Annotated in this window: 21 protein-coding genes and 5 pseudogenes; 13 read left to right on the forward strand and 13 right to left on the reverse strand. The window is 69.2% G+C overall.

Features of this window, described 5'->3' with window-relative positions; translation table 11 throughout:
- The first annotated feature begins 620 nt into the window (after positions 1 to 620).
- From DDJ31_RS31240 to DDJ31_RS39435, 3 genes and pseudogenes are all read left to right on the forward strand, one after another.
- Positions 621 to 1271 carry a hypothetical protein gene (locus tag DDJ31_RS31240; RefSeq protein WP_127177057.1) on the forward strand — a complete coding sequence of 217 codons (651 nt, stop codon included), beginning with the start codon at positions 621 to 623 and terminating at the stop codon, positions 1269 to 1271.
- A 145-nt stretch (positions 1272 to 1416) separates the two neighbouring features.
- Positions 1417 to 1563: a hypothetical protein gene (locus tag DDJ31_RS31245; RefSeq protein WP_164784864.1), complete on the forward strand. Its 147-nt coding sequence runs from the start codon at positions 1417 to 1419 to the stop codon at positions 1561 to 1563.
- A gap of 736 nt (positions 1564 to 2299) precedes the next feature.
- Positions 2300 to 2743 (forward strand): annotated as a pseudogene (locus DDJ31_RS39435) (response regulator); the annotation flags it as partial.
- A 110-nt stretch (positions 2744 to 2853) separates the two neighbouring features.
- Here the strand turns inward: DDJ31_RS39435 and DDJ31_RS39725 are convergent.
- A pseudogene (locus DDJ31_RS39725) lies at positions 2854 to 2964 on the reverse strand (hypothetical protein); the annotation flags it as partial.
- A gap of 479 nt (positions 2965 to 3443) precedes the next feature.
- Between DDJ31_RS39725 and DDJ31_RS39440 the strand changes: the two are divergent.
- The 7 genes from DDJ31_RS39440 (at position 3444) to DDJ31_RS31290 (ending at position 9474) form a co-directional block, all read left to right on the forward strand.
- Complete coding sequence (locus tag DDJ31_RS39440) at positions 3444 to 3761, forward strand: hypothetical protein (RefSeq protein WP_240678003.1); 318 nt, start codon at positions 3444 to 3446, stop codon at positions 3759 to 3761.
- 59 nt (positions 3762 to 3820) lie between these two features.
- Complete coding sequence (locus DDJ31_RS31265; RefSeq protein WP_127177055.1) at positions 3821 to 4291, forward strand: hypothetical protein; 471 nt, start codon at positions 3821 to 3823, stop codon at positions 4289 to 4291.
- A 209-nt stretch (positions 4292 to 4500) separates the two neighbouring features.
- A complete protein-coding gene (locus tag DDJ31_RS31270; protein WP_240678002.1) occupies positions 4501 to 5406 on the forward strand; it encodes an ABC transporter permease in 906 nt (301 codons plus the stop codon).
- Between the two features lie 70 nt (positions 5407 to 5476).
- Complete coding sequence (locus DDJ31_RS31275) at positions 5477 to 7900, forward strand: glycoside hydrolase domain-containing protein (protein ID WP_240678001.1); 2424 nt, start codon at positions 5477 to 5479, stop codon at positions 7898 to 7900.
- Between the two features lie 19 nt (positions 7901 to 7919).
- Positions 7920 to 8369 (forward strand): hypothetical protein, encoded by a 450-nt coding sequence (locus tag DDJ31_RS31280; protein WP_127177052.1) that lies wholly within the window; start codon positions 7920 to 7922, stop codon positions 8367 to 8369.
- Entirely contained in the window at positions 8366 to 9028 is a 663-nt protein-coding gene (locus DDJ31_RS31285) for a hypothetical protein (protein WP_127177051.1), read from the forward strand. The genes DDJ31_RS31280 and DDJ31_RS31285 overlap by 4 nt, the downstream gene beginning before the upstream one ends.
- Positions 9029 to 9174: 146 nt before the next feature.
- On the forward strand, positions 9175 to 9474 hold the full coding sequence (locus tag DDJ31_RS31290; protein WP_127177050.1) for a hypothetical protein: 300 nt from the start codon (positions 9175 to 9177) through the stop codon (positions 9472 to 9474).
- 84 nt (positions 9475 to 9558) lie between these two features.
- On the opposite strand, the gene DDJ31_RS31295 is transcribed toward DDJ31_RS31290, so the two are convergent.
- The 4 genes from DDJ31_RS31295 to DDJ31_RS31305 form a co-directional block, all read right to left on the reverse strand.
- On the reverse strand, positions 9559 to 9951 hold the full coding sequence (locus DDJ31_RS31295; protein WP_127177049.1) for an NUDIX domain-containing protein: 393 nt from the start codon (positions 9949 to 9951) through the stop codon (positions 9559 to 9561).
- Positions 9952 to 10046: 95 nt separating this feature from the next.
- A complete protein-coding gene (locus DDJ31_RS31300; RefSeq protein WP_127182516.1) occupies positions 10047 to 11909 on the reverse strand; it encodes an ABC transporter ATP-binding protein in 1863 nt (620 codons plus the stop codon).
- A 515-nt stretch (positions 11910 to 12424) separates the two neighbouring features.
- Positions 12425 to 12598 carry a hypothetical protein gene (locus DDJ31_RS39445; RefSeq protein ID WP_240678000.1) on the reverse strand — a complete coding sequence of 58 codons (174 nt, stop codon included), beginning with the start codon at positions 12596 to 12598 and terminating at the stop codon, positions 12425 to 12427.
- Positions 12553 to 13434: a hypothetical protein gene (locus tag DDJ31_RS31305; RefSeq protein ID WP_240677999.1), complete on the reverse strand. Its 882-nt coding sequence runs from the start codon at positions 13432 to 13434 to the stop codon at positions 12553 to 12555. The genes DDJ31_RS39445 and DDJ31_RS31305 overlap by 46 nt, the downstream gene beginning before the upstream one ends.
- Before the next feature lie 701 nt (positions 13435 to 14135).
- On the opposite strand from DDJ31_RS31305, the pseudogene DDJ31_RS31310 reads away from it, so the two are divergent.
- Positions 14136 to 14573, forward strand: a pseudogene (locus DDJ31_RS31310) (flavodoxin-dependent (E)-4-hydroxy-3-methylbut-2-enyl-diphosphate synthase); the annotation flags it as partial.
- Positions 14574 to 14805: 232 nt separating this feature from the next.
- On the opposite strand, the gene DDJ31_RS31315 reads toward DDJ31_RS31310, so the two are convergent.
- From DDJ31_RS31315 to DDJ31_RS31325, 3 genes are all read right to left on the reverse strand, one after another.
- On the reverse strand, positions 14806 to 15198 hold the full coding sequence (locus tag DDJ31_RS31315; protein WP_127177048.1) for a hypothetical protein: 393 nt from the start codon (positions 15196 to 15198) through the stop codon (positions 14806 to 14808).
- 742 nt (positions 15199 to 15940) lie between these two features.
- Positions 15941 to 16756, reverse strand: coding sequence for an NAD-dependent epimerase/dehydratase family protein (locus DDJ31_RS31320; RefSeq protein WP_127177047.1), 816 nt, complete (start codon positions 16754 to 16756; stop codon positions 15941 to 15943).
- Positions 16753 to 17220, reverse strand: coding sequence for a MarR family winged helix-turn-helix transcriptional regulator (locus DDJ31_RS31325; protein ID WP_127177046.1), 468 nt, complete (start codon positions 17218 to 17220; stop codon positions 16753 to 16755). The genes DDJ31_RS31320 and DDJ31_RS31325 overlap by 4 nt, the downstream gene beginning before the upstream one ends.
- 179 nt (positions 17221 to 17399) lie before the next feature.
- Between DDJ31_RS31325 and DDJ31_RS31330 the strand changes: the two genes are divergently transcribed.
- Positions 17400 to 17558 (forward strand): hypothetical protein, encoded by a 159-nt coding sequence (locus DDJ31_RS31330; protein WP_164784863.1) that lies wholly within the window; start codon positions 17400 to 17402, stop codon positions 17556 to 17558.
- 72 nt (positions 17559 to 17630) lie between these two features.
- Here the strand turns inward: DDJ31_RS31330 and DDJ31_RS39450 are convergent, their stop codons facing one another.
- Both DDJ31_RS39450 and DDJ31_RS39455 read right to left on the reverse strand, forming a co-directional pair.
- Positions 17631 to 17771, reverse strand: a complete 141-nt coding sequence (locus DDJ31_RS39450) for a hypothetical protein (protein WP_240677998.1) — start codon at positions 17769 to 17771, stop codon at positions 17631 to 17633.
- Between the two features lie 163 nt (positions 17772 to 17934).
- A pseudogene (locus tag DDJ31_RS39455) lies at positions 17935 to 18420 on the reverse strand (IS5 family transposase); the annotation flags it as partial.
- Positions 18421 to 18908: 488 nt separating this feature from the next.
- On the opposite strand from DDJ31_RS39455, the gene DDJ31_RS39460 reads away from it, so the two are divergent.
- The gene (locus tag DDJ31_RS39460; RefSeq protein WP_240677997.1) at positions 18909 to 19388 is read left to right on the forward strand and encodes a hypothetical protein; all 480 of its coding nucleotides are present in this window, start codon (positions 18909 to 18911) and stop codon (positions 19386 to 19388) included.
- 94 nt (positions 19389 to 19482) lie between these two features.
- On the opposite strand, the pseudogene DDJ31_RS31345 reads toward DDJ31_RS39460, so the two are convergent.
- The 3 genes and pseudogenes from DDJ31_RS31345 to DDJ31_RS31355 all read right to left on the reverse strand — a co-directional run bounded on the left by DDJ31_RS31345 (position 19483) and on the right by DDJ31_RS31355 (position 24790).
- A pseudogene (locus tag DDJ31_RS31345) lies at positions 19483 to 20648 on the reverse strand (magnesium and cobalt transport protein CorA).
- A 295-nt stretch (positions 20649 to 20943) separates the two neighbouring features.
- Positions 20944 to 21735, reverse strand: a complete 792-nt coding sequence (locus DDJ31_RS31350; RefSeq protein WP_127177045.1) for a S1 family peptidase — start codon at positions 21733 to 21735, stop codon at positions 20944 to 20946.
- 205 nt (positions 21736 to 21940) lie between these two features.
- A complete protein-coding gene (locus tag DDJ31_RS31355) occupies positions 21941 to 24790 on the reverse strand; it encodes a helix-turn-helix transcriptional regulator (protein WP_127177044.1) in 2850 nt (949 codons plus the stop codon).
- Between the last annotated feature and the right edge of the window lie 131 nt (positions 24791 to 24921).

The raw sequence follows: 24921 nt of genomic DNA on the forward strand, positions 1-24921 counted from the left end.
AGCCCTGACATCTGCGAGCCGTGCTTGCGCCACCACATCGCGACCTGTGAGGCGTGCGGCCATCAACGCCGAGGCGCTGTTCGCAGAGGCGGCACCTTCCTCTGTCACAGCTGCCAGCCACGGACGCCAAGGACCCGCGCTGACTGCGGCAAGTCCAAGCCTGTGACCGCGACCTACCCGGTCGGCGCGCTCTGCAGCACCTTCTACCACCACCGCCGACGCAACCCCCGAACCTGCGTCGAATGCGGCAACACCCGCATAGCCGCAGGACGCACCTCGGAGGACGGGGACCTCTGCGGCCCCTGCAGCGGACGCCCTGACCTGCACACGACCTGCAGACAATGTGGCTACCCCGGAGACATCTACGCCAACGGCCGATGCACCCGTTGTGCCATCACCGACCGAGTCACCCACCTTCTCGCAGGACCCGATGGCACGATCGCTCCGCCGTTCCTGCCCCTTGCCAACGCGCTCACCCAGGCAGAGAAGCCCTGGTCGGTCATGAGCTGGCTGCGGAGCAGCGCCGCGGCTGGACTTCTCGACGAACTCACCACGGAGTAAACCGAGATCAGTCATGGGCTCCTCGACCGGTCACCCGCAACGTCTGGCACCACCTCATCATGACCGGAGCCCTCCCCGAACGCCACGAGACCTTTGCCCGGCTCGAGCTCTGGGCGAGAGCCACCCTCGAAGCCCTGCCCCCACACCAGTCCCGGATCGTCAGCCCCTTCGCGGAATGGCACGTCATCAAGGACGCACGCCGCCGAGCGGAGCGCGGACGTCACACTCTTGGCGCCGCGAAGGCCAACCGTGACAACATCCGAGCTGCAATCCTCTTGCTGAACTGGCTCGACCAGCACCAGCTCATCCTCCTGGACCTGCACCAAGAGGACCTGGATCTGTGGCTCACGCAGAACCCCACCCGACGGCAAGCCGTCCACTCCTTCGTCCGATGGCTCACGAAGCGAAAACTGACCCGACCGCTCGATACACAACTCGCCCGCAAGGGATTCGCTGCGAACTTCCAGACGGACGACGAGCACGAGCAACAGCTGCGGAGATGCCTCACAGACGAGGCTCTGCCCCGAGAACTCCGCATCGTGGGAGCCCTGATCCGCCTTTACGCACTCCCCATCTCGCGCATCAAAGAGATCACCACCTCCCCGTTCCAACTGAACGATGCCGACGCCTTCCTCACCATCGATAGCCACCCTGTGCTGCTGCCTCCGACGCTGGCCCGGCTCATCAAGGCCCACATAGCCAGCCCGTAGGCCAGCTCGATGCTCAAGCCCCGCGCGTCTTCCGGGCCCGACTACCTTCCCTGGTCGACACGCAGGTCGCCCTCTGAGCGCCAGCCACCTCATCAAACGGCTGCGGAACCACGAACTCCCCACCCGTGCGGCATACAACACGGCAATGATCAATGCCATCACCGAGCTGCCACCGATCGTGGTCAGCGACCTCTTCGGGCTCTCGGCCGCCACGACCCTCCGGTGGGCCAAGTTCGCCCAACAGAACTGGACCGACTACCTTGTACTGCAGCAGCAGATCTTGAGGGCGTGATCGGTTCTGTTCGGGCTGCTTCCAGGGGCGGAGCCGTGCGGGGAGCGGCTCGTCGCGGCGGCGGTAGTGGGCGATGGTGGCCCCCTGGCTTGGTGCGCCAGTGGTGCTGCTGGAGGTGGTAGGCCTCGTTGTGGTGGGGCGTCCCGGTCAGCACGAGAAGCGTGGCCAGGGCGGGGACGGTGAGCCGGACCCTGGGCAGGAGCGCCTGGATGTCGCGGGCGGGGTGAGCCGTGAGGTCAGCGGGCTGAGCTGCTGCCGTCACAGTGAGGGCGTTTCCCTCGGCGTCGTCATGGTCGGGGAGCAGCCGGGCGTCCGGGCCGGGGGCTGCGGGTCGTGATGGCGGGCGAGCTGGACCGCGAGGAACGCCAGGGCGAGCATCGCGCAGGTGACGTACCGGTGCCAGGCACTCCAAGTGCGGACCTGGTAGCCGCCCAGCCGACCAGCTGTTTTCCCTCGCGGTTGTCCTCCTCGATCTGCCACCTCGCCCCGGCCCGGGAGATCATCTCCGGCACCGGGGTGGCCGGAGGGCGTGGACCAGGAAGTAGCCGTACTCGTAGTCGATCCGGCTGCCTGCCAGCTGTTTCTTCTCGGTGGAGCGGCGGATCAGCAGCCGGTGCAATCCACGCGAGACGCAGTCCTTGGAGACTCCGCCCGCTTTTGCGACGGCGGCGATCCCGCCGTGACCGAGTATCCGGGCTTCGGCCCGGTACTGGAGCCGAAGCTGACGCTCGTTCAGATGTGGCGTCACCGCCTCCAGCTTCGCCCGCAACGGACCGATCAACTCATCAAAACGCCCCACATCAACGATCCGAAGACTCGGAAGCAACCCATAGAGAATCGACGGCCCAATGGCTGTGCCCTGGGTGTGGAGGGCCACCAGGCATTCCGCTCCGCCCTGCGCGCCGTCAGGGACACCCGGCCCGACCTCGACTGCCTCGTGGAGGCGCCGGACGGCCGGACGGCGATCGCGGAGGTGACCCGACTCTCTCCCGCCGTCGCCATGCTGAACCTACAAATGCGGCGCCTGGAAGGGCTGCGCACCACCGAGGCGATCCTCGCCGCCTCGGCGAACGTCACCAAGGTGCTGCTCGGCATTTGCGACAGCGACGCGTACGTCCACCGCGCGCTGCATGCGGGGGCCAGCGGATTCCTCCTCAAGAGCGTGCCCTCCGGGGAGCTCATCGCGGCTGCGAGGGTGGCTGCTGCCCGCGCGCGGGGACGTACTGATCGACCCGTGAAGACGGAGGGCACCGGGTCGAAGATCTCCTCCTGGGCGATTCGCATGTCCGGCGCCACCCGGTCGAAGATCGTCGGCTCCGCGAAGAAGCCCCGGTCGTACGCCTCCCCGCCGAGCCGGCCATCGCCGATCACAACCTCGGCGCCCTCCTCCCGGCCGATCACAGGTAGTCGAGGACCCGGGCCTGCTGGCGGGCGGGAGAGCGGACCGACAGCGGTGAAGTCGTGCCCCCATCTCGGTCAGCTGTGATATCGATGTCATGTTTCGGCCAATGATCGCCTCCATGGAGTCATTGCGTGAAGATCCATTGAAAGCGGGATCATTCCTGGGCGACGCTGGGGCCCGTTCGTGTCCGATCGCGAACTCCGTCCACAGCAAGGGGATTTTCATGAGACTGGCCATCCGTGCCTCTCTGGTAGCTGTTGCTCTCGTCGGGGCCGTCGCTGCGCCGGCGGGCGCGGCCTCCCAGGATCAACCACGTTCCGAAGCAGAGCCGCTGGCCGCGCAGTCCACCGTGGTGAGCGGGACGGGCGGTCTCAGTGTCGCCGCCAAAGCCGCGAGCGGGACCGAAGAGGTCCTGAAGGCCGACACCGCCGCTGCGGTCGCTGCCGCCAACGTGTGCGGATCGGGCTATACCATCTCCGTGAGCGCCGCGCGGTACGGCACCTACGGCACCGTGTACACGTGGTGGAACGGCACCTACAGCGGTAGCAACACTCTGTACGACCGGCCCATCTGCGCCGTCTTCTTCAACGACACCGGCATCACGCACTACATGGGCGTCCGGCTCAAGGACAACTACACTTCCACCGCGGACTCCGAGGACTTCGGCGCCTTCTCCCAGTACGCCGGTCCCGTCTACCAGAGCAAGGGTTACTGCGGCCAGGTGTACTCCTACATGGAGGACGCCACCGGCAAGGTCCTGGTCGACAACTACCTCGGCGTCGGAACATGCGACTGACGCACCTCCCCTCCCGCCCGCTCCGCCACGGCCCGGCCACACCATGGAAGGGCCGGGGCATGTCCGGCCTCACCCTACTGCTCCTGACGACCGGTTGCGGCGCCGGGGAGGATAACGCCCACCCCCCTGAGACGCCGACCGCGGTGGTCTCTCTGTCGGCGCGCCCGGACACGCCGACCGCCGCCGCCACCTCTGGGGAACCGGCGGAGGACGCCGAGCCTACGCCCTTCTTCTCGCGGGACGGTGCGACCAAGGTGCTCTTCTACGGCAACCTGAAGGTGTCCGCCACCCCGGAGGCTGACGGTGTGCGGACCACGGTCACCGTGCGCAACGACACCGAGGACAGCGCCAACTACTACATCGAGATCAGCGTCGGGAACAGCGTCGACTGGGTAGCCTCGAACACCTACCGCCTGACCGATGTGCCTGCCCATGACAGCGACAGCCAAACCAGCACTATTGGCGGCGTCCATCTCGGGCCCATTCCGCAGCACCCGAAGATCTACGTAGACCAGATGGAGCAGTACTGAATCGGGATGCGGCGTCTACCGGCCCGAGGAGGCGCTGTCACGAAAGATGCACCACGGTCGCGTCGATCGACATTCGCTTCAACCGCCTCACCGCCACCGAAGTGCCCGGGGAGGACACGGGCGGCCTCGACGCTGATCACATACCTCTGGCGTTCCCTCCAGGACGCCGACCACAAGATGTTCCCCTGAACGGGGTCGAGGCCGCCGGCGTGTACTGCAAGGCCCGCCTCGCGTCCGACGAGTCGGTCCGCTCATCCCCGGTCGGCGACAGCACCGGAGCCGTCTCCCGGCCCCCGGTGATCGCGGCCTCTTCCGGCGTGCTCGCCGTAGCCAGACCACACTTCATTCAGGGCCGCGGTTACGACCCGTTCCACGACGCACACCACCAGTCTGTCGCTGTGATCGGGTCATGGACGGCTGCCCGTCCGGGCACGCTCCGTACCCAGCCCGCCCTCTTCATCGGCAACACCGCGTTCACGGTGGTCGACATCTTCGACCACATCAAGCGCATGCCAGATCTCCTGCTGTCCATCATCATCCCCAGAACCACCGCGGAAGGAATCTGGGGACCCCCGCAAGACGAGCGGGCAAAGATGCTCGTCTCCACGCAATTGGGAGCCGCCTCCCAGGTCGCGCAGGAGGCAGCCCTGGCCCTGCGGCCCGACCACCCCGAGTACCTGGGCGCCCTTCCCCCGCCAAATCCCAAGGCCCGTCGCAACGCCGTCAGTAGCGACCTGGGGCCGCTGTTCCTGCTGATGTCGATCGTCTGCCTCGTGATCGAGGCGGTCGGGATCGCCAACACCCCCCTGGTTGCGGTCATGGAGCGCGTCGGCGAGATCGGGCTGCGGCGCGCCCTTGGGGCCCGCGCCCTCCACATCACCTGGCAGTTCCTGCCCGAATCCGCTGCCCTCGGCCTGGTAGGCGGGACTGCCGGAACATCACTGGGCACAGCAGTTGTCGTCGGCGTCTCGTTCCACAACGAATGGACGCCCGTTCTTGACGTGGCGACCCTCGCCGCTGCCCCCGCACTCGGGCTCGCCACCGGTCTCCTCGTCGGCCTGTACTCGTCCTGGCGCGCAAGCCGCATCCAACCCGTCGAAGCACTGCGGAACTGACCTCACCTCCCTGGCGCGGTCCGCCCGGATGGCGCCGCTTGCACCTGGTTTCACGCGAAAGGAAACAGCTGTGGCAGACGAACAAGTCCTCAGAGCCCAGAAGTGGGTCAACTCCAACTACGGCAGCGTCGCCGGCTACGTCGCCTGCCCGGAGAACGGCCAGACCGGCTGGGGGACCATGAACTCCCTGGTCATGGCACTTCAGCACGAACTCGGCATCAGCCCTGTCGTGGCGTCCTTCGGCCCCACCACGGCGTCGAAGTTCGCCGCCCTCGGCGACATCGGCTTCGAGTGGGACACCAACCGCAACATCGTTGCCATCCTCGAATACGCCCTGTGGTGCAAGGGCTACTGGGCCGTCGAGCCAGGCAGTGAGGGCTGGTTCACCGGCGTAACCCGTGATGCCGTCTCAAAGCTGCGGTCCAACATGGGCATTGGTGGCGAAGGGGTCATCAACGTCCAGGTCGCCAAGGCCTTGATGAACATGGACGCCTACATTGTCGTGGCGGGCGGAACTGACGGGATCCGCGAGATCCAGCAGTGGCTCAACGGCCGCTACTGGACCAAGAGCGCCTACAGCATCGGCCCGTGCGACGGCATCTACTCCCGCGACGTCCAGAAGTCACTGATGATCGCCCTGCAGTACGAGCTGGGCATCGCCGCTCCGAACGGTAACTTCGGGCCAGCCACCCAGGCAGGGTTGCAGTCCCACACGCTCACCCAGGGCGACTCCGGAGTCTTCGTCCAACTCTTCTCCGCCATATGCCTCTTCAACTCGCCCACCTACGATAGCGACGGCAACGACGTCAACACGACATGGCGCTCCTCCTACGACTCCGGGCTCACCCAGTGGGTCCAACTGTTTCAGCGATTCAACAAGTTGACCGTGAACGGGAACGGTGACTACGCGACATGGGCACAGCTTCTAGTCTCCATGGGAGACCCGGATCGTGCTGTGACCGGCTCGGATACGCGGTACGAGATCACCAGCTCCCGCGCCAAGTGGCTGTTCGACAACGGTTACCGATTCGTCGGCCGTTACATATACGACCCGCCCGGTTCCACTCTCGACAAGGAGATCAAGCCGGGTGAACTGAACGTCATCTTCGGCGCTGGCCTCAAGGTCTTCCCGATCTACCAGGACAATGCCCGCCAGCTTGCGGACTTCACCTACACCAACGGCTACTCACACGGTCTGAACGCACACAAGTGCGCCTCCGACTACGGCTTCAACCGCGGCACCACCATCTACTTCGCCGTCGACTACGACGCGACCGGCGAGGAGATCGCCAGCTCCATTGTGCCGTACTTCCACGGCGTGCAGGCAGCCCTGGCCAGCCAAGGAAAGAAGTACACGCATGGTGTGTACGGGTCCAGGAACGTCTGCAGCACCGTGAGCAACAAGACGTTCGCCCGTTACTCCTTTATTTCCGGCATGTCCTATGGGTTCTCCGGAAACCTCGGCTTCCCCATCCCCAGGAACTGGACCTTCAACCAGATCAAGGAATTCCACGTCACCAACGGCTCCGACGGGTTCGATCTGGACAACGACGCGGTCTCCGGCCTCGACCGCGGCGTCTCGTCGGTGAGCGACGCCGGTGGCCCTGCCGACGACTTCATCGCCTACGTCCAAAAGCTGTACGACCTGGCGGGCTCCTACGGTGCCAGCGGCCAGAAGCGCAGTCAGCTCGTCATGGAGTACATCCGCCACCACTCGTACGGCGATAAGGACCTCGAGAACAAGGTCGGCTGGTGGTACCTCATCGGCTCGTACGACAGCGGGTTCGTCGACTACTGCAACTCCAACGGCATGAGCGTCAAGGCCCTGTTCACCGATCCCTTCACCGGCTACCAGCTCGGCGCCGAGCACATGATGGCCACGGCCAACGCCCACCTCCTGACGGCGCAGCCGGACAACAAGAAATCGGCCAACGGGGGCGATGTCGGCGGTTGGGCGGGCGACTTGATGACGTTCTGGGCTGATTGGCGTAACTCCCAGCAGGAGTATGCCGATCCGCTGCAGTTCGCCCACGCCAAACTTGCGGTACCCGGAGTCAATTCATCGTTCGGATTCAACGACCTCATCGAGGACGCCGACGGATACCTTCTCGCCCGGGTCGTAAATGGCGGCAAGACCATCGTCGATGCTGTGAGGGACCACTATAACGGCGGCGGCGGCCTCAAGCGCTTCAACGACTACTTCGCCAACAGGTGGGGCAACGCCACCGACTGCAAGACTTCCGCGCACAACGCCTTGACCGCGGTGGACGCGACGCTATCCGTCGCTCAGCTCCAACTCATCACCCTCGCCGGAGTGGTGTCTCCGAGCGACTACCAAAACCTCCCCGGCGGCGGTGACAAGCTCAGCAACTTCGAGCAGGGCTTCGTTGACGCACTGCTGGCCCGTATGGGAACGGAGACCACCAAGCTGTCCCTGTACCAGGCGAACCACAAAAAGTACCTCAAGGCAGCCCGCTCACGTGCCGCCCAGTGACGACGGATAGAACTACGAAATGAAACAAGCCGGAGCCCTTATCGCCGCAGTGATCCTCGTCGTCTGGTTGGTGTGGAACCTGTGGAATGTCTTCCGCATCGTGACCGGACTTCGAGACCGATCATGGCGGCGCCCGCTGTGGTGGGCACGCGTGTGCTCTGTCTCTCTCTTCGCGGGCCTCTTGGTGTGGATCTGGGGCGTGTTCAGAACAGGGCTCGATGTCCGCGAAACCTGCCAGTTCGTCCATCACGTGCACTACGACAGGGTGTACAGGGATGCGCATGCTGCGGAGTTCCAGAAGTTCTTCCCACTGCACAACAGGTGCAATGCAAACTTCGATCTGGTTCCCGCATGGGTCAATCCGTCCCTTGTGGCGTGCGCCGTCATCTCCATCGTCGCCATTGCCGTCCTCGTGAAGTTCGGCATCACGCACCTGAATCGCTTGCCCCGAAAGGAAAGTCAGTCATGACCCAGACTGGTCTGTCACGACGCCGGTTCATCGGCGCCACGTCCGGCGCTGCGGCAGCCGCAACACTCGTCAACCTCAGCGGAACCGCAGTGGCTTCCGCCGACACTCGCACGTGGAAGAGCGCAACGTCGAAGAACGGCTGGTCCGTCCTGGACGAGGCAACAGTATTCACCATTGAGGGCAGCGGCCGGAACGTCTCACTCGCTAAGGGCGACGCGGCCACGATCCTGCTGCACGTGGCCCGCAGATTTCACTACGAGATCGACTCCCTGCGGGCCGGTGACGTTCACGGTTGGACCATCAACCGTGATGTGGCCGAAGCATACGAGTCGAACTACCTGTCCGGAAGCGCGATAGCAATCCGGCCCGTCGCGTATCCGGTCGGCGCGAAGGACAACCTGTACCCGAACGAACTCGTCGTCGTCCGCGACATCCTCGCTGAACTTGATGGCGTCGTGGCCTGGGGCGGTGACTTCAAGACGCCGAAGGAATCCCACTTCGAGATCGCGCTCAAGCCCAGCCACCCCCGTGTAAAGGGGGTGGCTCGCAAGATACTCGGGTGGAACGACGGCCCGGGCAACGCCGGTGCCGGCGCAACCGACGCCTTTGACCCGAAGCGCCTCAAGGTATCTCGCACGTTCAGGCAACGCACGTCTTGACTGGTTTGGTGGTCTCGCTCCCGCGAATTGATCTTGGCGTCCAACTGGTTGCTCATTGAGTAGGGTCGGGGACTGGCGCGGTGGCCCGTGAGGGCTCCGTTTCCAGCCCCGCCCGTCAAGTGAAGTAGGCCGCTGACGAGGTGTCCGTGGCGTTTTCCAACCGGCGCTGGCGTTGCAGCCGTCATGGGACGGACGCACAGCACGCTGATAAGCAGATGGAGGCTCGGCAGAGCTGGGATGCTCTCAAATTCGACCTCTGTACCACCGTAGACAGCGGCTACCGCCTGTTCGGGCTGCCGTTCCTTACCAGGGGTGAGGCGGACGAGTTGGAGAGGGAGTTGCTGGTTGAGGTCAAAGCCACCGATCCCACGGCCGCTGCCTCGGCGCGCAAGAACCTACACGCCATCCTGAAGGCGTGTGCTGGACGCATCGACGTCTTGGCCTAGCAGCTCCATGCATCGGCGCTCCTTCCTGACGGTCGCTTCCCTCACTTGCCCGCAGAAGCTCGACAGGACTACCAGTCGATCACGTCACCTCGCTCCGAGTAGCAGGGTGTGAACACCGACTCTTCCCCAGTCTGGGGCGCCGAGGAACTGCGGCGTGAGACAGAGGTCGCCCGGTCGCAGGCCGGTCTCCTCGCACACTTCCCGCAGCGCTGCGGCCACCAGCGTCCGGTCCCCCTCCATATGGCCCCCCGGGTTGAGGAGTAGCCCGGTGCTGCGGTGCCCGATGTGCAGCACGCGCTGTTCACGGTCGATGACCGCCGCGCCGCACGTGACGTGGCCGGGGAGCGTCGCGCGGTCGGCCGGGTCGGCGGCGCCGTCCAGGAGGGACATCAGCCCGGCGAGTGAGTCCCGCTCGTGCGGATGCCGGGCCAGGTACGCCTCGGTGGTCGTGCGGATGGAGGAGCGGGTGAGGGGCACGTCATCACCTCGGGACGGCGGAAGAGGGGCGGAGAGGTCCGCGGCGGTGGGGGCGGTCGGTTCGGCGGGGCGCGCGGGAGTGGCGCGGGGGCGGCTCACGCGGGGGTCCCGTGCTTGTCGCCGTCCGGCTCGGACGTGATCTGGTAGGACAGCAACTGCTGGAAGAGACCGGGCTGTTGGGAGAGCTGGGCGTAGCTGCCCTCCTGGACGATCCTGCCTTCGTCGAGGACCACGATGCGGTCGGCGATGGCGACGTTGGTGATGCGGTGGGTCACCAGCAGCACCGCCCGGTCCCGCGCGAGGGTCCGCAGCCGCTGGAAGACGCGGTATTCGGCGCGGGGGTCGAGGTTGGCCGTCGGCTCGTCGAGGACCAGCAGACCGGCCGGGCGGAAGAACGCCCTGGCCAGAGCGATGCGCTGCCACTGGCCGCCGCTCAGTTCCTCCCCGTTGAGCCACTCGCGGGCCAGGAGGGTGTCCAGGCCGGCGCCGAGTTTGTCGACGACCTCGTCGGCGTCGGCCGCCTCGCACGCCTCGCGGACCGCTTGGTCGCCGCGCGCGGTAGGCTGTCCCTGGGTGACGTTCTCGCGCACCGTCAGCGGCCAGTGCGCGTAGTTCTGCGGCACGAGGGCGACCTGCTTCCACAGGGCCTGCGGATCGGCATCGACGGTGGGGACGCCGTCCCACAGAACCTGCCCGCCGGTGGGCAGGTACAGGCCACTGACCAGCTTCGACAGCGTCGATTTGCCCGAGCCGTTGAAGCCCACGAGCGCGGTGACCTCGCCGCGGCGCAGGGTGAGGGAGACGCCGGACAGGGCGTCACGGTCCTTGCCGGCGTAGCGGTGGGTGACTGCCTTGACCTCGATCGTCTCCGGGGCCGTGGGGTGGTGCGGGCCGCGGCGCATGCGGAAGCCGCCGGCCTTGTCGAGGAAGCCGGTCCAGTCGTCCATGTACAGCCCGGTCCGCACCGCGCGGGCGCCGACGGCCACCAGGCCGCGGACCGACATGCCGACGGTCTGCAGGGCGAAGACCGCGGTGCCGGCATGTCCGACGGTGATCCGGCCTGTCGCGAGCAGCCACACGACCGCCGCCCACACCACGGCCGACCCCAGGCCCCCGCACGCCGCGCCGACCAGGGACATCCGGGCGCCCTGGTCGGCCGCCGCCCGGTCCTCGCGGTTGATCCGGGCGACAGTGCCGCGGTAGCGGTCGGAGAGGAAGTCGGCCATGGTCCCGGCGCGGATCTGGTCGGCGGCGTCCTTGGTGTAGATGTGCCAGCGCAGCACGGACAGCATCCGGTTGTCGCCGTTGCTGCGGAGGTTCGCCAGGTAGCGGGCGCGCGCGGCGCTGACCTGGGCGACAGCCTGCGGGAGGCTGGCGGCGACGAGGAGGGGGAGGAGCATCCAGTGCACGCCCGCCAGGACGACGGCTCCGGCGAGGAAGGCTGCGGCCGAGGCGATCAGGTCCTGGCCCTCGTTGATCAGGTCGCCGGTGACCTGGGCGCCGCGATCGGCGGCCTCGCGGTCCCGGTTGAAGTCGGGGTCGTCGTACGCGCACAGCTCGGCCTCCGTGCAGCCGGTGAGCAGCAACTGCTCGGCCTCGCGGGACATCAGCGGCCCCAGCCGGGAGGAGAGCCAGTTGACGGTGATGCCCAGGAGCGCGCGCACGCCGGCGGCCCCGGCGAGCAGGGCGACGGAGGGCCACGCCTGAAGCAGCCGGTGGTAGACGTCTCCGTCGCGCAGCAGGGCTGTCAGGGTGCCGGCGATGGCGACCAGGCCCAGCGCCTGCGTCACGCCGGTGACCAATTGGCACAGCAGGAGGCCGACGGTCGCCCGCCGGTCGACACGCCAGGCCAGGGCCAGCGAGCGGCGGACCAACTGCGGCAGACGGCGGGCCATGTCCCGCATCCGGATCGAGCGGCCGGCCGCCTCGCGGCTGCCGGTTACGTCGACGAACCGCATCTGCCCCTCGGGCGTCGGCGCGGTGGCCGCCGCCGAGGGGGCGGACGGGGAGGGGACAGGGGACGGCGCGGTGGTGGTGCGCGGTCCCGGCACGCTGTCGGCTGATGCATCGGTGGGCTCGCTCATGCCGCCCACCCCGTATCCGGGCGTTCTGAGGTGCGGGTGCTGTCAACGCCGTGGGTGGGCCGGCCGGGCCGCCGTTCGATTCCGGGAGGCTGATGCAAGGGGGCGAGGGTGGGGTGCATGGCGTCCTCCGTCTGAGCGCGGGTGTGGCACTGATGCTCTAAAAACGCGGTGGATCTGGTCCCGTCACGGCCCGATCGGAGGGGATTCGATGAACGCGAGTTCAAATGCCGGGGTCGGGCCGTGCGGGCTCTGGGGTGTCGCCGCTCAAACTCGTTCGATCAGGTCGGGTCACTCCTCCGGGGGATTGCGGACGGCACGGACCGGGCCGAGGCGCGCGATGGCGGCGGCCCCGAGGCAGCTTCTCGGGGCTTCAAGGGCTGGAGCGCCGGTCAGGTGTCGAGGACGGTGAAAGCGATCACGGGGAACCGCCGGCCGTTGACCTGGAGAGCGAGGGAGTAGGAGCCGGGGGAGACCTTCCATCGCGCGGTCGAGCGCAGCGGGTGCGCCTCGGCGAGCTTCAGCTCCTGGCCCGGCTCGGCGGTGGCGCGGCGCAGGAAGGCCACCTTCTGTCTTGGACGTAGCCGAGGAGGGCGGCGTGGGCGGGCGGCCAGCCCTCCTTCAGCCGGTTGCTCAGGGCGTCGCGGGCGAGGATGGCGAACTGCTCGCCGGTGACCCGGCCCGAGGCCCTCCACCGCTGGAGAGTGGCCGGCGCGAGGTCGGGCTGGGTGGCGGCGACGTCCCCCATGTGGTTGGCCACGTAGGTGCGCACGTAGCGGTGCAGGTCGTCGTTGAGGGTCTTGAGGACGGGCAGGCCCGCGTCGGCGGGGAGCGCGATCCGCGGGGCCCAGGGCAGCGGGGCCCAGGGCAGCGGGGCCCAGGGCAGCGGGAGCCGGGTGGCCTCGCTCGCCAGCCGCCGTACCCGGAAGCCCTCGTCGCGGCTCCACGCGTCGACGGCCTTCATCGTCTCGTCGGGAAAGTCGGCGAGAAAGTGCCGCACCGGGAGCTCGACGGAGAAGTACCCCGTCGTGCGGGTCGGCGCGGCGAGCGACCGCTCCAGGTGCTCGGCGGTGCGCAGGTAGCGGGAGACGTAGTCGGAGCGGGGCGAGTAGAGGTGCAGCCCGAAGTCGTTGGTCACCGCGGTGGCCGCGGGCGTCGGCGGCAGCGAGCGCAGCGGGATGTCGAGCGCGTCGGGCCCGGTGACCGGGAGGCGGTCGCGCAGGCCCTGGCTGGTCCGGGCGATCCGGGCGCTCAGCTCCAGCCGGGGAAGGTCCGCCGGCACCGACGCCACGAACGCGTCGGTGTCGAACTCGGGGCACACGGCGTGGACTTCGCGGACGATACGGGCGATGCGCTCGGCGTCGATCGTGCCATCGGCGGAGCTGCGACGCCCGTGATTCAAACCCGTCATCGCACCCGCGGCGGGTCGGTCGACGCGACGGCAGGCGTGCTTCGTGACGTGCTGCACGCCGGGGGCGTACATCACTGCACATGCCTGCGTCAATTGTGCCGTGCGCGCTCTTCCTGTGCTTCTGGAGCTGGACGATCATTGCAAAGGACGTGACGAAACAGTAGGGACGGTCTGCCTGACCACGGGGCCGTGCCGCTAGTAGGGCTGGTGCCACATGGCCGCCGTCGCAACTCCTCCTCCCATCCTGCCGTCGCCGGCCGCAGTCTCGCCGCGCCGTGTGCTGCCGCACGGGTCCGGGCACCCCGCGCCGGCGCGGCGTGCCCAGGTCCTCCCCGTGAAGAGGCCCTCGGCGGTGGTGCGGCATCCGGGGCGGCTTGTGGACGTGGTGGAGTCCACGTGTGCGCCTCCGCTGCGCCCGGTGCTGCCGGGGAACGGGGCGCGCCGCCCGCCGTCGACGCGTGACGGTCGAGGCGAACTCCCGCACGGGTGGTCCGGGCCTTGTGCTGTGAGACCTCGCCGACCACGCGGTCCCCCTGAACGCGCTCGGCCTGCTCCGAGTGTTCGTTCCGCACAGAGGGCGTTGACCTTCGTGGCCCGGGTCGGGGATGTCCCCTCGCTGACCGTCTCCTTGGTCGTGCGTGCCCGCGCCGGCGAACCGAGCTTGACTCTGCATCCTTCGACGGGAGTGCGGTATGACCGCAGTCGACCTGCCCCAGCCGACCATCCCCCCGCCCACGCCCAACCCGCCGGCCCTACGCCGCCACACCCGCCAGGTGAGGGTCGGTGATGTCCTTGTCGGCGGTGGCGCTCCGGTGACCGTTCAGTCCATGACCACCACCCCCACCGCCGACGTCGACGCCACTCTGCGGCAGATCGCCGAACTCACCGCCGCCGGGTGCGACATCGTCCGGGTCGCCGTGCCTTCTCAGGACGACGCCGACGCTCTCGGCCGGATCGCCGCGAAGTCGAAGCTCCCGGTGATCGCGGACATCCACTTCCAGCCCAGATTCGTCTTCCAGGCGATCGACGCCGGCTGTGCGGCGGTTCGCGTGAACCCCGGCAACATCCGGAAGTTCGACGACCGGGTCCGTGAGATCGCCGTGCCGGCAGCGGCCTCCCGGCCGGGAACATTGCCGCACACCTCATCGGCTCCGACCGTCCCGCGCTGAGCGAAGGCTCCCGCCAGATATGCCGCGAGCGGACCGATCACAGCGACCGGCACTGTCTGCACACTGCCACAGACTTTGACGCCTGACGCCTGACGCCCTGAATGTCCGCCGCGCACCCTCCCCGTCACGGTGAGCCGACATCACATTCGTGATCCGGCGGCTCTCGCTCATCTGTGCCCAGCGGGTGCGGTCCTCAGCGGTCTGTGCCGGCAGTTGCCTGCTGCACCGCGGCGTCATGGCGGCGCAGCATCGCGCTGAGCGCCCCGGCGGTCAGCAGCCCGGTGCCCGCCACGGAGAGCGGAACGGAGAACGCCAGAGCGGCCAGTGGAGCGGGCCAGCTGCGGTCCGAGGCGCACTGCAGAGCGTCCTCGTGCCGTCCCACCGCATCGTCGAAGTAGAGCTCGCGCGGCTTGGCGTCGACCGGGGCGGGGCAGTCCACGGCGTTGTAGGTGGAGCCGTAGGGCGTGAGTACCTGCCATGCGGCGTAGGCCCAGAACAACGACGCGCATATCAGCAGCCCGGCGCCCCACCTCCGGAGTCGCCCTGCCCTGTCCAGGAAGCGCTGCTCGACTGCCAGAGGGTGCACGTGAATCTCCCGTTGTCGTACCAGATGTGACTCCGAGGACTCTACGGATCTCTGTTCAAGGAGATGCTCGGAAGTCTTGCCGTAGATGGGCCCGGCACTGCGTTCGCCACCTGTGGTCGGCGGCGAGAGCAACGGTCAGGCTGTCCGGGATGATCCCGGGGCGACCCGGCCCTGACGTCAACCGTTCACGCCAGGCGTTCGCACCGTGCCTGCCCCGGCTGGCGCGAGGACAGGCAGAGTGACGCCCTGTCAGTCCTTGCGGGCGGTGAGCGCGGGTCCGAATCCGAGTTACCGGGAGGTCAGCGTGCGGCGGGTAACCGGTGATCTCGCCGGCCCTCCGCAGGATGCGGCGGACGCCCGCGCGTTGATCCTCCGGCTGCGCACGGGGCCTTCTCGATGGGCGTGGGATAGCCGGTCGGGGCAGGCTGACCGGCCTCGCGAGGTAGGTCAGCACCGTTGAACGGATCACGTGCTGGCCTTCCTTGAGGTACTGGGGACTGCCGGTGGTGCGCAGGCCCCGGGGTCAAGGGACCTCCGGGGAACGCCTCGGGTTCTGGCGATCGTGATGGAGCGGCCGCGGTCGGTCAGGAAGCCGCGGGCGGCCCGGCGACCGGTCCGGGCAGCGGACGCGGCGCTGCCTGTCGAACCTTCGGTCGTAGTCCAGGATCGAGCGCGGTGCGGCAGTTCAAAGGTCGTGGAGCAGTGCGCGGGAGGAATTGGGCAGCGCCGCACACCGGTCTCCCTACAGCAGGCCGTCGCGCTGGGCCTGGTAGACGGTGGGGACGGTGGGGGTGAAGCCCAGCGTGCGCAAGAGGGTGCCGTCCGCGCGGCCCGTCCAGGGGTCGTTGAGCGGTTCGGCGGACGGCTCGTAGGGGGCGCCGACGATCTGGGCGATTTCGTAGATACTGGTGGGGGCCTCGTCCACGACGTTGACGGTGTGTCCGTCGATCGCGCCGGTGAGGGCGAGCTTGACGGCGGTGGCGATGTCACGGTGATGGATGAGGCTGAGGGCCTGGGCAGGGTGCCATTTCCAGTTGGCCATCAGGCCGGGGGCGGATTCGAGGTGGCCGTCCTTGTCTCCGTAGACGAAGCCGAAACGCAGGATGCTCCAGTTGAGGCCGCTGGCCTTGAGGTCGGTCTCGGCGAGGATCTTGCTGGCCGGGTAGGGGAGGTCGGCGGTGGCGGGGTCGTCCTCGCGGGCGGGCCGGTTCAGGCCGGAGCCGTAGACGAGGCCGGTGCTGGCCATGGTGAAGCGCGCCTGCGGAGCCTGTGCCTTGGTGGCCGCGATGAGGTTGCGCGTGCCCTCGACGTTGGTGCGGTGGATGGCGTCCGTGTCCTGAGTGCGGAACAGGGCGGCCAGGTGTACGACGTCGGTGACGCCGTCGAGCGCGCCGTCGAGCGAGCCGGGGTCGAGGATGTCGCCCTCCACAGGGGCGACGCCGTCGGGGGCGGACTTGCCTGGACGGACGAGGGCGCGGCAGTCGAGGCCGGCGTCGATGAGGCGGGGAAGGAGGCGGGTGCCGACCAGTCCGGTGGCGCCGGTGACGAGGATCGTCATGAGGGGGGTGACCCTTTCTTCAGATGGTGTGCGAGCCGTTCAGTGGCCTCACGCAGGATGCGGGCGACCTGTGCCTGCTCCTCCTCGCTCACGCCGTCGAAGGCGACGGCGCGGAGACGGGCGATGGGGTCGGGCAGCCGTGCCCATAGTTCGCCGCCCGCTTCGGTGAGGCGCAGCGTCTTCTGGCGCAGGTCGACGGGGTCGGGTATCTGTTCCACGAGCCCTTTGCGGACCAGGGCGGCGACGACGCCGGTCATCGTGGCGCGCTCTACACGGAGCGCGCGCACCAGGTCGCGCTGCCTGGTCGGACCGTCGTGAGCCAGTTGGTAAAGGACGTACCACTGGGTCGGTCCGAGTCCGTAGGGGCGCAGGATCGCTTCCAGAGCCGCTTGGCTGGCCTGGTGGTACCGCTTCGCCCACGCGCCTGCGGACTCGTGCTGCCCATGCGTCTTTTTGCTAGCCACCTAACCAATAATGTTAGGGGCCTAGCAACATGTCAAGCGGAACGAGGCGGACGGCGCACGTGCCAGCAGCTACCCAGGGTGCCGGTGGCACGTCATCAGGTGTGACGACACACGCGGGATCTCGATCGCCCTGGCCGTCGGGAGGGGGAGGCCGGCGAGGTCGTCGTCCGGGATCCGCAATGACGTTGCGGTGGCTCACCTCGTACCCCTTCGTCGCGAAGGCCCGCACCACCCGCGGGCAGGACGCCGACATGCACCAGCAGCCCAGGAAGACCGACGCCAAGAAGACGGCGAAGTCGCCGACCAAGAAGACCGTGCCGAAGAGGGCGGCGAGGTAGCCGCGCTCCGCCTAGACCCTCAGGCCCCCTTCTGTGTCTGGAGGCGCCTTCCCGCGCAGGCCATGCTTTCTGTCAGGTCTCGGGGAGAGTCGGGTGGCACGCCTCGCGCGGCACCGCCCGGCCCTCGCGCAGGCAGACGCGCGCGTGCTTGGTCTCGGCGATGACGAGGCCGCTGTCCTCCGGCGCCACCCAGCAGCCGCGCTCGTGAAGCACGACGGCCCGATGGTCGGGTCGGTCGTGCCGCAGCGGCCGGAGAACCCACGCGGTCGCGGTCCCCGGTCCGTCGGCGGGCGTCCGCGTGGGCACGCCGCTGTAGTCCTGTCCCGGCAGGGGCCGGACCGCGGCCGCTGGCACGAAGAACGCGACCCGGGAGCGGCTGGAAATGGGACAGCACCGGCTTCAGGGCCTGGCTGTCGCGGACGTTGGCCGCGGAGACCTCGACGTGTCGGGGCAGTCCGTTCGCGTCCGGCAGGACGTGCATCCTGGCACCGGGCCTACCCCGGTCCACGGGGCTCGGACCTGTAGTAGCGCCCCCCTTTCTTTCAGCGCGGACATGAGCTGGGTCGAGGACTGCACGGGACAGGCCGATCAGGTCCTGCCCGTCCAGGAGTTGGAGAACCTGCCGATGCGGTCGGCCCTGGACCCCGGCCCGCGACCAGATGGCGAAGCGGCGGTGCACGGTCGACTTCGACGCCCCGAGGTACGTCGGCAACGCCCGCCACGCGCAGCCGCTGACCAGGACGTGGACAATCGCGGCGAAGACCGCCTCGTCATCGATGTCCGCGACCCCGCCGCCCTGCGGACGAACCCGCGCCGGCGGCACCGACGGCCTCGCCAACTCCCACAAGCCGTCCGGAACAATCCATCCCCACTGTTCACCCCCCCCATGGCCAGCACAGCCACCAACTGACCATGTAGGACACGGTCTATGTAGTCCGCTACTGGCAAGCAGGAGTCCAGGGCGTCCCCGGCACCCTCAAGCGCACAGACGAGCGGGTCCGGCTCCACATCCGGCCTCACCTCGGAGCGGTGTCCCTGTGCGACATCAGTCCGGCGGTACTGCGTGGCTACATCGCCACGCTGGAGAGCGAACTGTCACCGCGATACGCCCGGCCGATCCTCGGCTCGCTCTCGAACATCTTCGAAACCGCCATCGACGACAAGCGCCTCGTGCGCAATCCGATGCGGGCCAAGTCCGTGCGGTGGCCCAAGGCGCGGAGGATCGGAGAGAAGCCTGGCCCCTGGAGACCGCGCAGCGCGTACGGGGCGCGATCAATGCGCGCTTCCGCGTCGCCGTCGTGCTCGCGCTGAGCTGCGGGCTGTGGGCTGCGGCAGGGCGAGGTCTTCGGGTTGTCGCCGGAGGACGTCGACTTCGCTCGTGGAGTCCTGCGTAGCCGTCGGCAGGTCCAACTCCTCGTTGGGCGGCTGTACTTCACCCTGCCGAAGAGCGGCCCGGAGCCCGACCGGGAGACGGAGAAGTTCCCGCTCGTCATCACCACGACGTTGGGCAACGCCCCTCGCGCGAACATCTTCAACGTCGGGGTGTGGAAGCCTGCCCTGGCCGCCGCCGGCGTCATCCCCATGCGGCAGAAGGGCGAGCGGTGGAAGGTGTCCCGCAAGGACGGCTTCCAAGTGCTCCGGCACACATACGCCTCGGTCATCCTCGAAGCGGGCGAGTCCGTCGTCACCCTGGCCCGCTGGCCCGCTGGCTCGGCCCTTCGAGCCCGACGATCACCCTGGACTACCGCGCCCACTTCATGCCGGAGGGCCGGCGGCAAGGGGCGAGGCGCCATCGACGCTCTGATCGGCCAGCCCGCACTGACCGCGTAGACATCCTCTCCGCGCAACCCACGGAACGGGTGGGCGCAGCGAACTGCTGCGTCCACCGTTTCGGCGTTCCACGAGCGCCTCCCGTGACCGTCACTCACAGCCAGTCCTTCCGTTTGAAGTCACGTACAGGCTGCTGCACACCACCGCCATCAGGATGATCGCGAACGGGTATCCCAACGCCCAGTGCAACTCCGGCATCCGGTCGAAGTTCATCCCGTAGATCGTCCCCACCAGCGTCGGCGCGAACAGGATCGCCGCCCATGACGAGATCTTCTTGATCTCCTCGTTCTGTTCGAAGCCCGCCTCCGCCAACGCCCGCATCTCCGCGTTCTGTTGCTGCGTCACGAGCGTCGCGTTCACCGTGAGGATGTCCGTCAGGGCCTGGCGGAAGCCGTCGACGCGTTCGCTGGTGTGGGTCACGTGGTCGGCCACGTCCCGTAGGTAGCGCTGGAGTTCCTCGTCCGTGCCGTACTTCGCGAAGCCCGCCATCAGGCCGTGCAGCATGCCCACCAGGGGGCGGGTCGCGCGCTGGAACTCGACCATCTCGCGCGAGAGTTCGTAGATGCGGCGGGAGACCTCCGGGTCGCCGCGGAAGACCTCCGTCTCGATCTCGTCGACGTCGTTCTGGACGCCCGCGACGACCGGTACGTAGCCGTCGACGACGGAGTCGAGGATCGCGTAAAGCACCGCCTCCGGGCCCAGCCTCAGCAGTTCCGGTGTCTCCTCCATGCGGCGCCGCACCGCGGAGAGGTCGGGGGCCGCGCCGTGCCTGACCGTGATCACGAAGTCCTGGCCGACGAAGACGTGCAGCTCGCCGAAGTCCACCTCCTCCGGCGCGTCCAGGTAGCGGGCCGCCCGCAGCACCACGAACAGGGTGTCGCCGTACCGTTCCAGCTTGGGGCGCTGGTGGGCCTCCATCGCGTCCTCGACGGAGAGCGGGTGGAGGTCGAACTCGGCCGCCAGGGAGAGGAGTTCGGCCTCGGTCGGGCGGGCGAGGCCGATCCACGCCATGCCGTCGGGCTGTTCGCGCAGCTCCCTGAAGGTGTCGGCGAGCGTCGCCGGTGTGGAGACGCGCACGCCGTCGCGGTAGAGCGCGGCCTGCACGATGCTCACCGGCTCGACCGGGCCCGCGGGCTCCGGTTCGGCCGGCGCGGGGGCGGACCGTGACGCCGGGGACTGGGGCGGCGTCAGGGCGCGGCGCCAGGCGGACTTCTTCGCGTCGGAGTCAGGGGAGGCGGGACGGGCGCGTCGCTCGGACATGCGGCTGCCTCTCGCGTGGTCGGGCGCCTGCGGCCGGTGGGGCGTCGGGCCTGGCCTGGCCGGGCGTGATCACGCGCAGGATATACGGGGCGAACCGGTGCGGGTCGTACGGGGCGTACCTGTACCGGATGTACCGGCCCATCGGTGCGGGACGCGGGGCCGGTCGTCCCGGTGGGCGGGGGCGCTGGAGCGATCCGGTGCCCGCACATGGACAGGGAGCGTTGCGGGCTGCTCGTGGAAGCCCGCAACGCTCCCTGGTACTGCCCTGAGCGTGGTGCTCAGGAGTTCTTCCGGGTCACGAGTTGACCTGGGTGGCCACCAGGCTGGAGAAGGTCGTCAGCCGGGTGTAGACACCCGGGTAACCGGCCTCCGCGCAGCCCTCGCCCCAAGAAGTGATCCCTGCCAGGACGCCCCCGATGAGCAGGGGACCGCCGCTGTCGCCCTGGCAGGTGTCGACGCCGCCGGACGAGTATCCGGCGCAGACCATGTCGGTCTGGACGAAGTCCGAACCGTAGGAGCTCTTGCAGCTGGTGTCGGACACGATCGGGACGGTCGCGGTCCGCAGCTGGTTGGAGGAGCTGCCGTTCTCCGAGGTGGTGCCCCAGCCGAGGATGCGGGCCGTGGTGCCGGCCGCGTACAGGCTGGTCTGGGACGAGGTGACGTAGGACGCCGTGGTGTACGGCATCGACGTCGCGAGGGTGAGGACCGCCACGTCCTTGCCGTTGGTGGCGTCCGTGTAGCTCGGGTTGATCCAGATCTTGCTGACCCGGCTGACCGTGCCGTTGGTGCCGTTCAGGTAGGTGCGCCCGCCGACGACCCGCACGCTGCTGGTGGTCTCGCCGACCATGCAGTGGGCCGCGGTGATCACCTTGGTCGCGGAGACCAGCGTCCCGCCGCAGAACTGGTTCTGCGAGGCGTCCGTGATCTGCATGACGAACGGGTACGCCGTCGTCGTGGTCGTCGTGCCGCCGACGATGGGCTGGGGGGCCGCTGCGGCGTTGGGGGCGCCGAGCAGGGCGGTGGTGGCCGCGGCGGCGGTCGCCGCGAGGACGGCCGCGGTCTTTCTGGCGCGGTTGAGCCCGAACATGAGTCTCCTCAGTGGGGGTTGCCGGTGGGGGGCGCGCGGGTGTGTGGGGGGGGTGCACGGGGGTCGCGGGACCGACCCCCGTATGCCGGGGCGAGCGGCACGCCCCTAAGGTAGGACCCGGCCCACCCTCGTCCCAATGAGGGAACCCCCTAGGGGAGTTGGGCAGGGAAAACCCTCGGTCGCGCCCAGTAAACCCGCAGTGACGTCACTTCGGACGGCGCCCCGCCGCCAGCCGGACGATGTCCACCCGTGAGCGGATGCCCAGCTTCCGGTAGACCCGGGTGAGGGTCGCCTCGACCGTCTTGACGCTGATGAACAGCCGCGCGGCGATCTCCCGGTTGGTCGCGCCCTCCATGACGAGACCGGCGACCTGGCGCTCCATCGCCGCCAGCCCCTCCAGGCCGTCGAGGGTGGCGCTGTCCGCGGACGGCGGCTGGACCGGCGGCGCCGCGCCCGCCGCCTCCACCTGCCGCAGCCAGGGCAGCGCCCGGCAGCGCCTGAACAGCCGGGCCGCCTCGTCGTAGGACGTCGGTCCAGGCCCGGTGGTTCCCGGCGGGCGGGCGGGGCCGAGGGGGCGGGGGGTGCCGCGCAGGGTGGCGAGGGCGAAGGCGGCCCGCGCCTCCTCCAGGCCGTACCCGAGTTTGCCGAGCCGGTCCTGCACGGACGTCAGCCGGGCGAGCGCCGCCTCGTGGTCGCCGCGGGCGGCCCGCACCATCGCCTCGGCCCGGTCGAGGACCGCGAGCACGCTCTCCCGTCCGAGCCGCAGCGCGTGCTGCCGGGTGACGTCGACGAGTTCCTGCGCCTCGTCCGGCTCGCCGATCCGCACCAGCGCCTCCGCGAGGTCGCCCTGCCAGCGCCCGCGCGCCGGGTCGGTGATGCCGAGCCCCTGTTCGAGCTCCCGCACCCGGCGCAGCGAGACGACGGTGCCCTGGTCGTCCCCGTCGACGAGCTGGGCGTGTCCGAGGGCGGCGAGGGCGCGTGAGACGTAGATCTGGTCGCCGACCTCCTCGGCCTGCCCGACCGCCTCGCGGGCGAGGTCGAGAGCGCGCCGCACATCGCCGCCGGACGCCTCGGCGAGCGAGGTGAGGACGGCGGACGGCACCTCGCCGATCCCGGAGTCGCGGGCCAGTCTGCGGCTCTCCCTGGCCAGGTCGAGGGCGCGTCCGCAGTGCCCCGAGCGCAGTTCGGTCTCGGCGAGCAGCCGCACGAAGTGCACCTCGGACTCGACCATGCCGCGCCGCCGCACCTCGCGCAGCAGCGCGGCGACCGTGCCGCGGGCCTCGGGCAGCTGGTCGCTCATGATGAGCCAGCGGTAGCGGGTCGCGCCCGGGCCGTTGTGGTGGCAGGCGACCTGCGGGTCCTGGGGCTCCCTGAGCGCGCGTTTGATGGTGGCGGGCGCGTCCGGGTGGCCCATCAGGGTCTCGGTCTGGGCCTGGAAGGCGAGCGCGAGGAGTTCGGTGCGCCGGTCGGCGGCGCGGGCCGCCAGCTCCGCCGCGTGCGCGGCCTCCTCGCGGCCCTCGGCGAAGTCGCCCTCGACGACCAGGGCCCGCCAGGCGAGCTGGTAGCGGACCAGGGCGAGCAGCCGCGGGTCGTCGCCCGCGTCCGCGAGGGCCTGCGGGTAGACGGTGTCGACCTCGCCGAGCGCCTGCCCGGCCGCCTCGATCACCACCATCCAGGCCCGCACCCGGTCGGTCGGGGCGCTCGCGCGGGTCAGCACCTCGTGGGCGATGTCCCGGGCGAGGTCGACCTCGCCCGCGGTGATCGCGTCCTCGGCGGCCTGGAGCCGGTGGTCGTCGGGGCCGGGCTCGCCGTCGGGCGGGGTGTGCCGGGCGGCGAGCAGGCCGAGCGAGGCGGCGACCGAGGGGGCGCCCCGGTCCCGGGCCCGGTCGGCGGCCTCGGCGAGCCGGGCGGCGGCCTCCGGGTCGGTGCCGGTGATGGCGAGGGCCAGGTGCCTGGCGCGTTCGATGGGGTCGGAGGCTGCGGTGGAGAGCGCGGCGTGCGCGGCCCGCCGGTCCTGGGCCGGGGCCTCGGCGTAGAGCGCGGCCGAGATCAGCGGGTGCGCGAACCGCACCGCGGGGCCTTCGGGTTCGGTGGCCAGCAGGCCGAGTTCGGCGGCCTGGGCGGTCTCGGCCTCGGCGTTCTCCCGGCCGGCCGCGCGCAGCAGGGCCAGCGTGGGGCGGGCGCCGGCGCTGGCGACGAGGAGGGTGCGGCGGGCCTCGGCGGAGAGCATCCCGAGGCGGTTGAGGACGAGGGCGCGCAGCGAGGTCGGCACCGGCAGCGGCTCGCCCGGCCGGGGTGGGGTGGGGCTCTCGGCGAGGGCGCGGCCCAGTTCGAGGGCGAACAGCGGGTTGCCGCCGCTGGTGCGGTGGATGTCCCGGACGGTGGAGCGGGGCAGGCCGGTGTAGCCGCGGTGGTCGAGCAGCGAGGAGACCTGGGAGCCGGAGAGCGGGCCGAGCCTGACGGCCAGGGTGTCGGGCGGGGACGCGCGTAGATGACGGTCGTACTCCTGTCCCTCGGTCCGTACCGCGCACAGCATCTGGACCGGGGTGTCGCCGAGGCGGCGGGCGGCGAAGCCGAGGAGTTCGGCGCTGGCCGAGTCGAGCCACTGGAGGTCGTCGGCGACGATCAGGACCGGGCCCTCGGCGGCCAGCGCGCGCAGCGCGGAGAGCACGGCGAGGCGCAGGGCGAGGCCGTCGCGCTGGAGGGTGGACTCGCCGCGTCCGGTGAGGGCGGACTCGAGCGCGGTGCGCTGGGCGGCGGGCAGCCGTTCGGAGACCTCGTCGAGGACCAGGCCGAGCAGGTCGGCGAGGGCCAGGAAGGGAAGGTGGGATTCGGACTCGGTCGCCGAGCAGCGCAACACGGTGCGGGCCGCGGTCCCGTATTGCGCGGCCAATGCCCGCAGAACGGTCGACTTTCCTATTCCGGCGGGCCCGTGGAGCAGCACACTGCCGCCGCGGGCGAGCTGCTCGTGTGCCGCGCCGAACAGCTCGTCCCTGCCGATGACCAGGTCGGGGCGGCATCTGGCAGGCTCCTTGAAGTCCCGTCGCACGGTCACCGCTCCCTCCGCGTGTCGTGTCCGGGCCAAATTCTAGGCAACGTCTCATTGAAATTCGGACGGACCGCATGGTGAGGGATATAACAGCGGCCGGGCATAGGGAAATTCAAAGCACGCCCGAATGAATAGAA

Origin of the sequence: Streptomyces griseoviridis (assembly GCF_005222485.1) — a bacterium.
In the GTDB taxonomy this organism is placed as follows: domain Bacteria; phylum Actinomycetota; class Actinomycetes; order Streptomycetales; family Streptomycetaceae; genus Streptomyces; species Streptomyces hintoniae.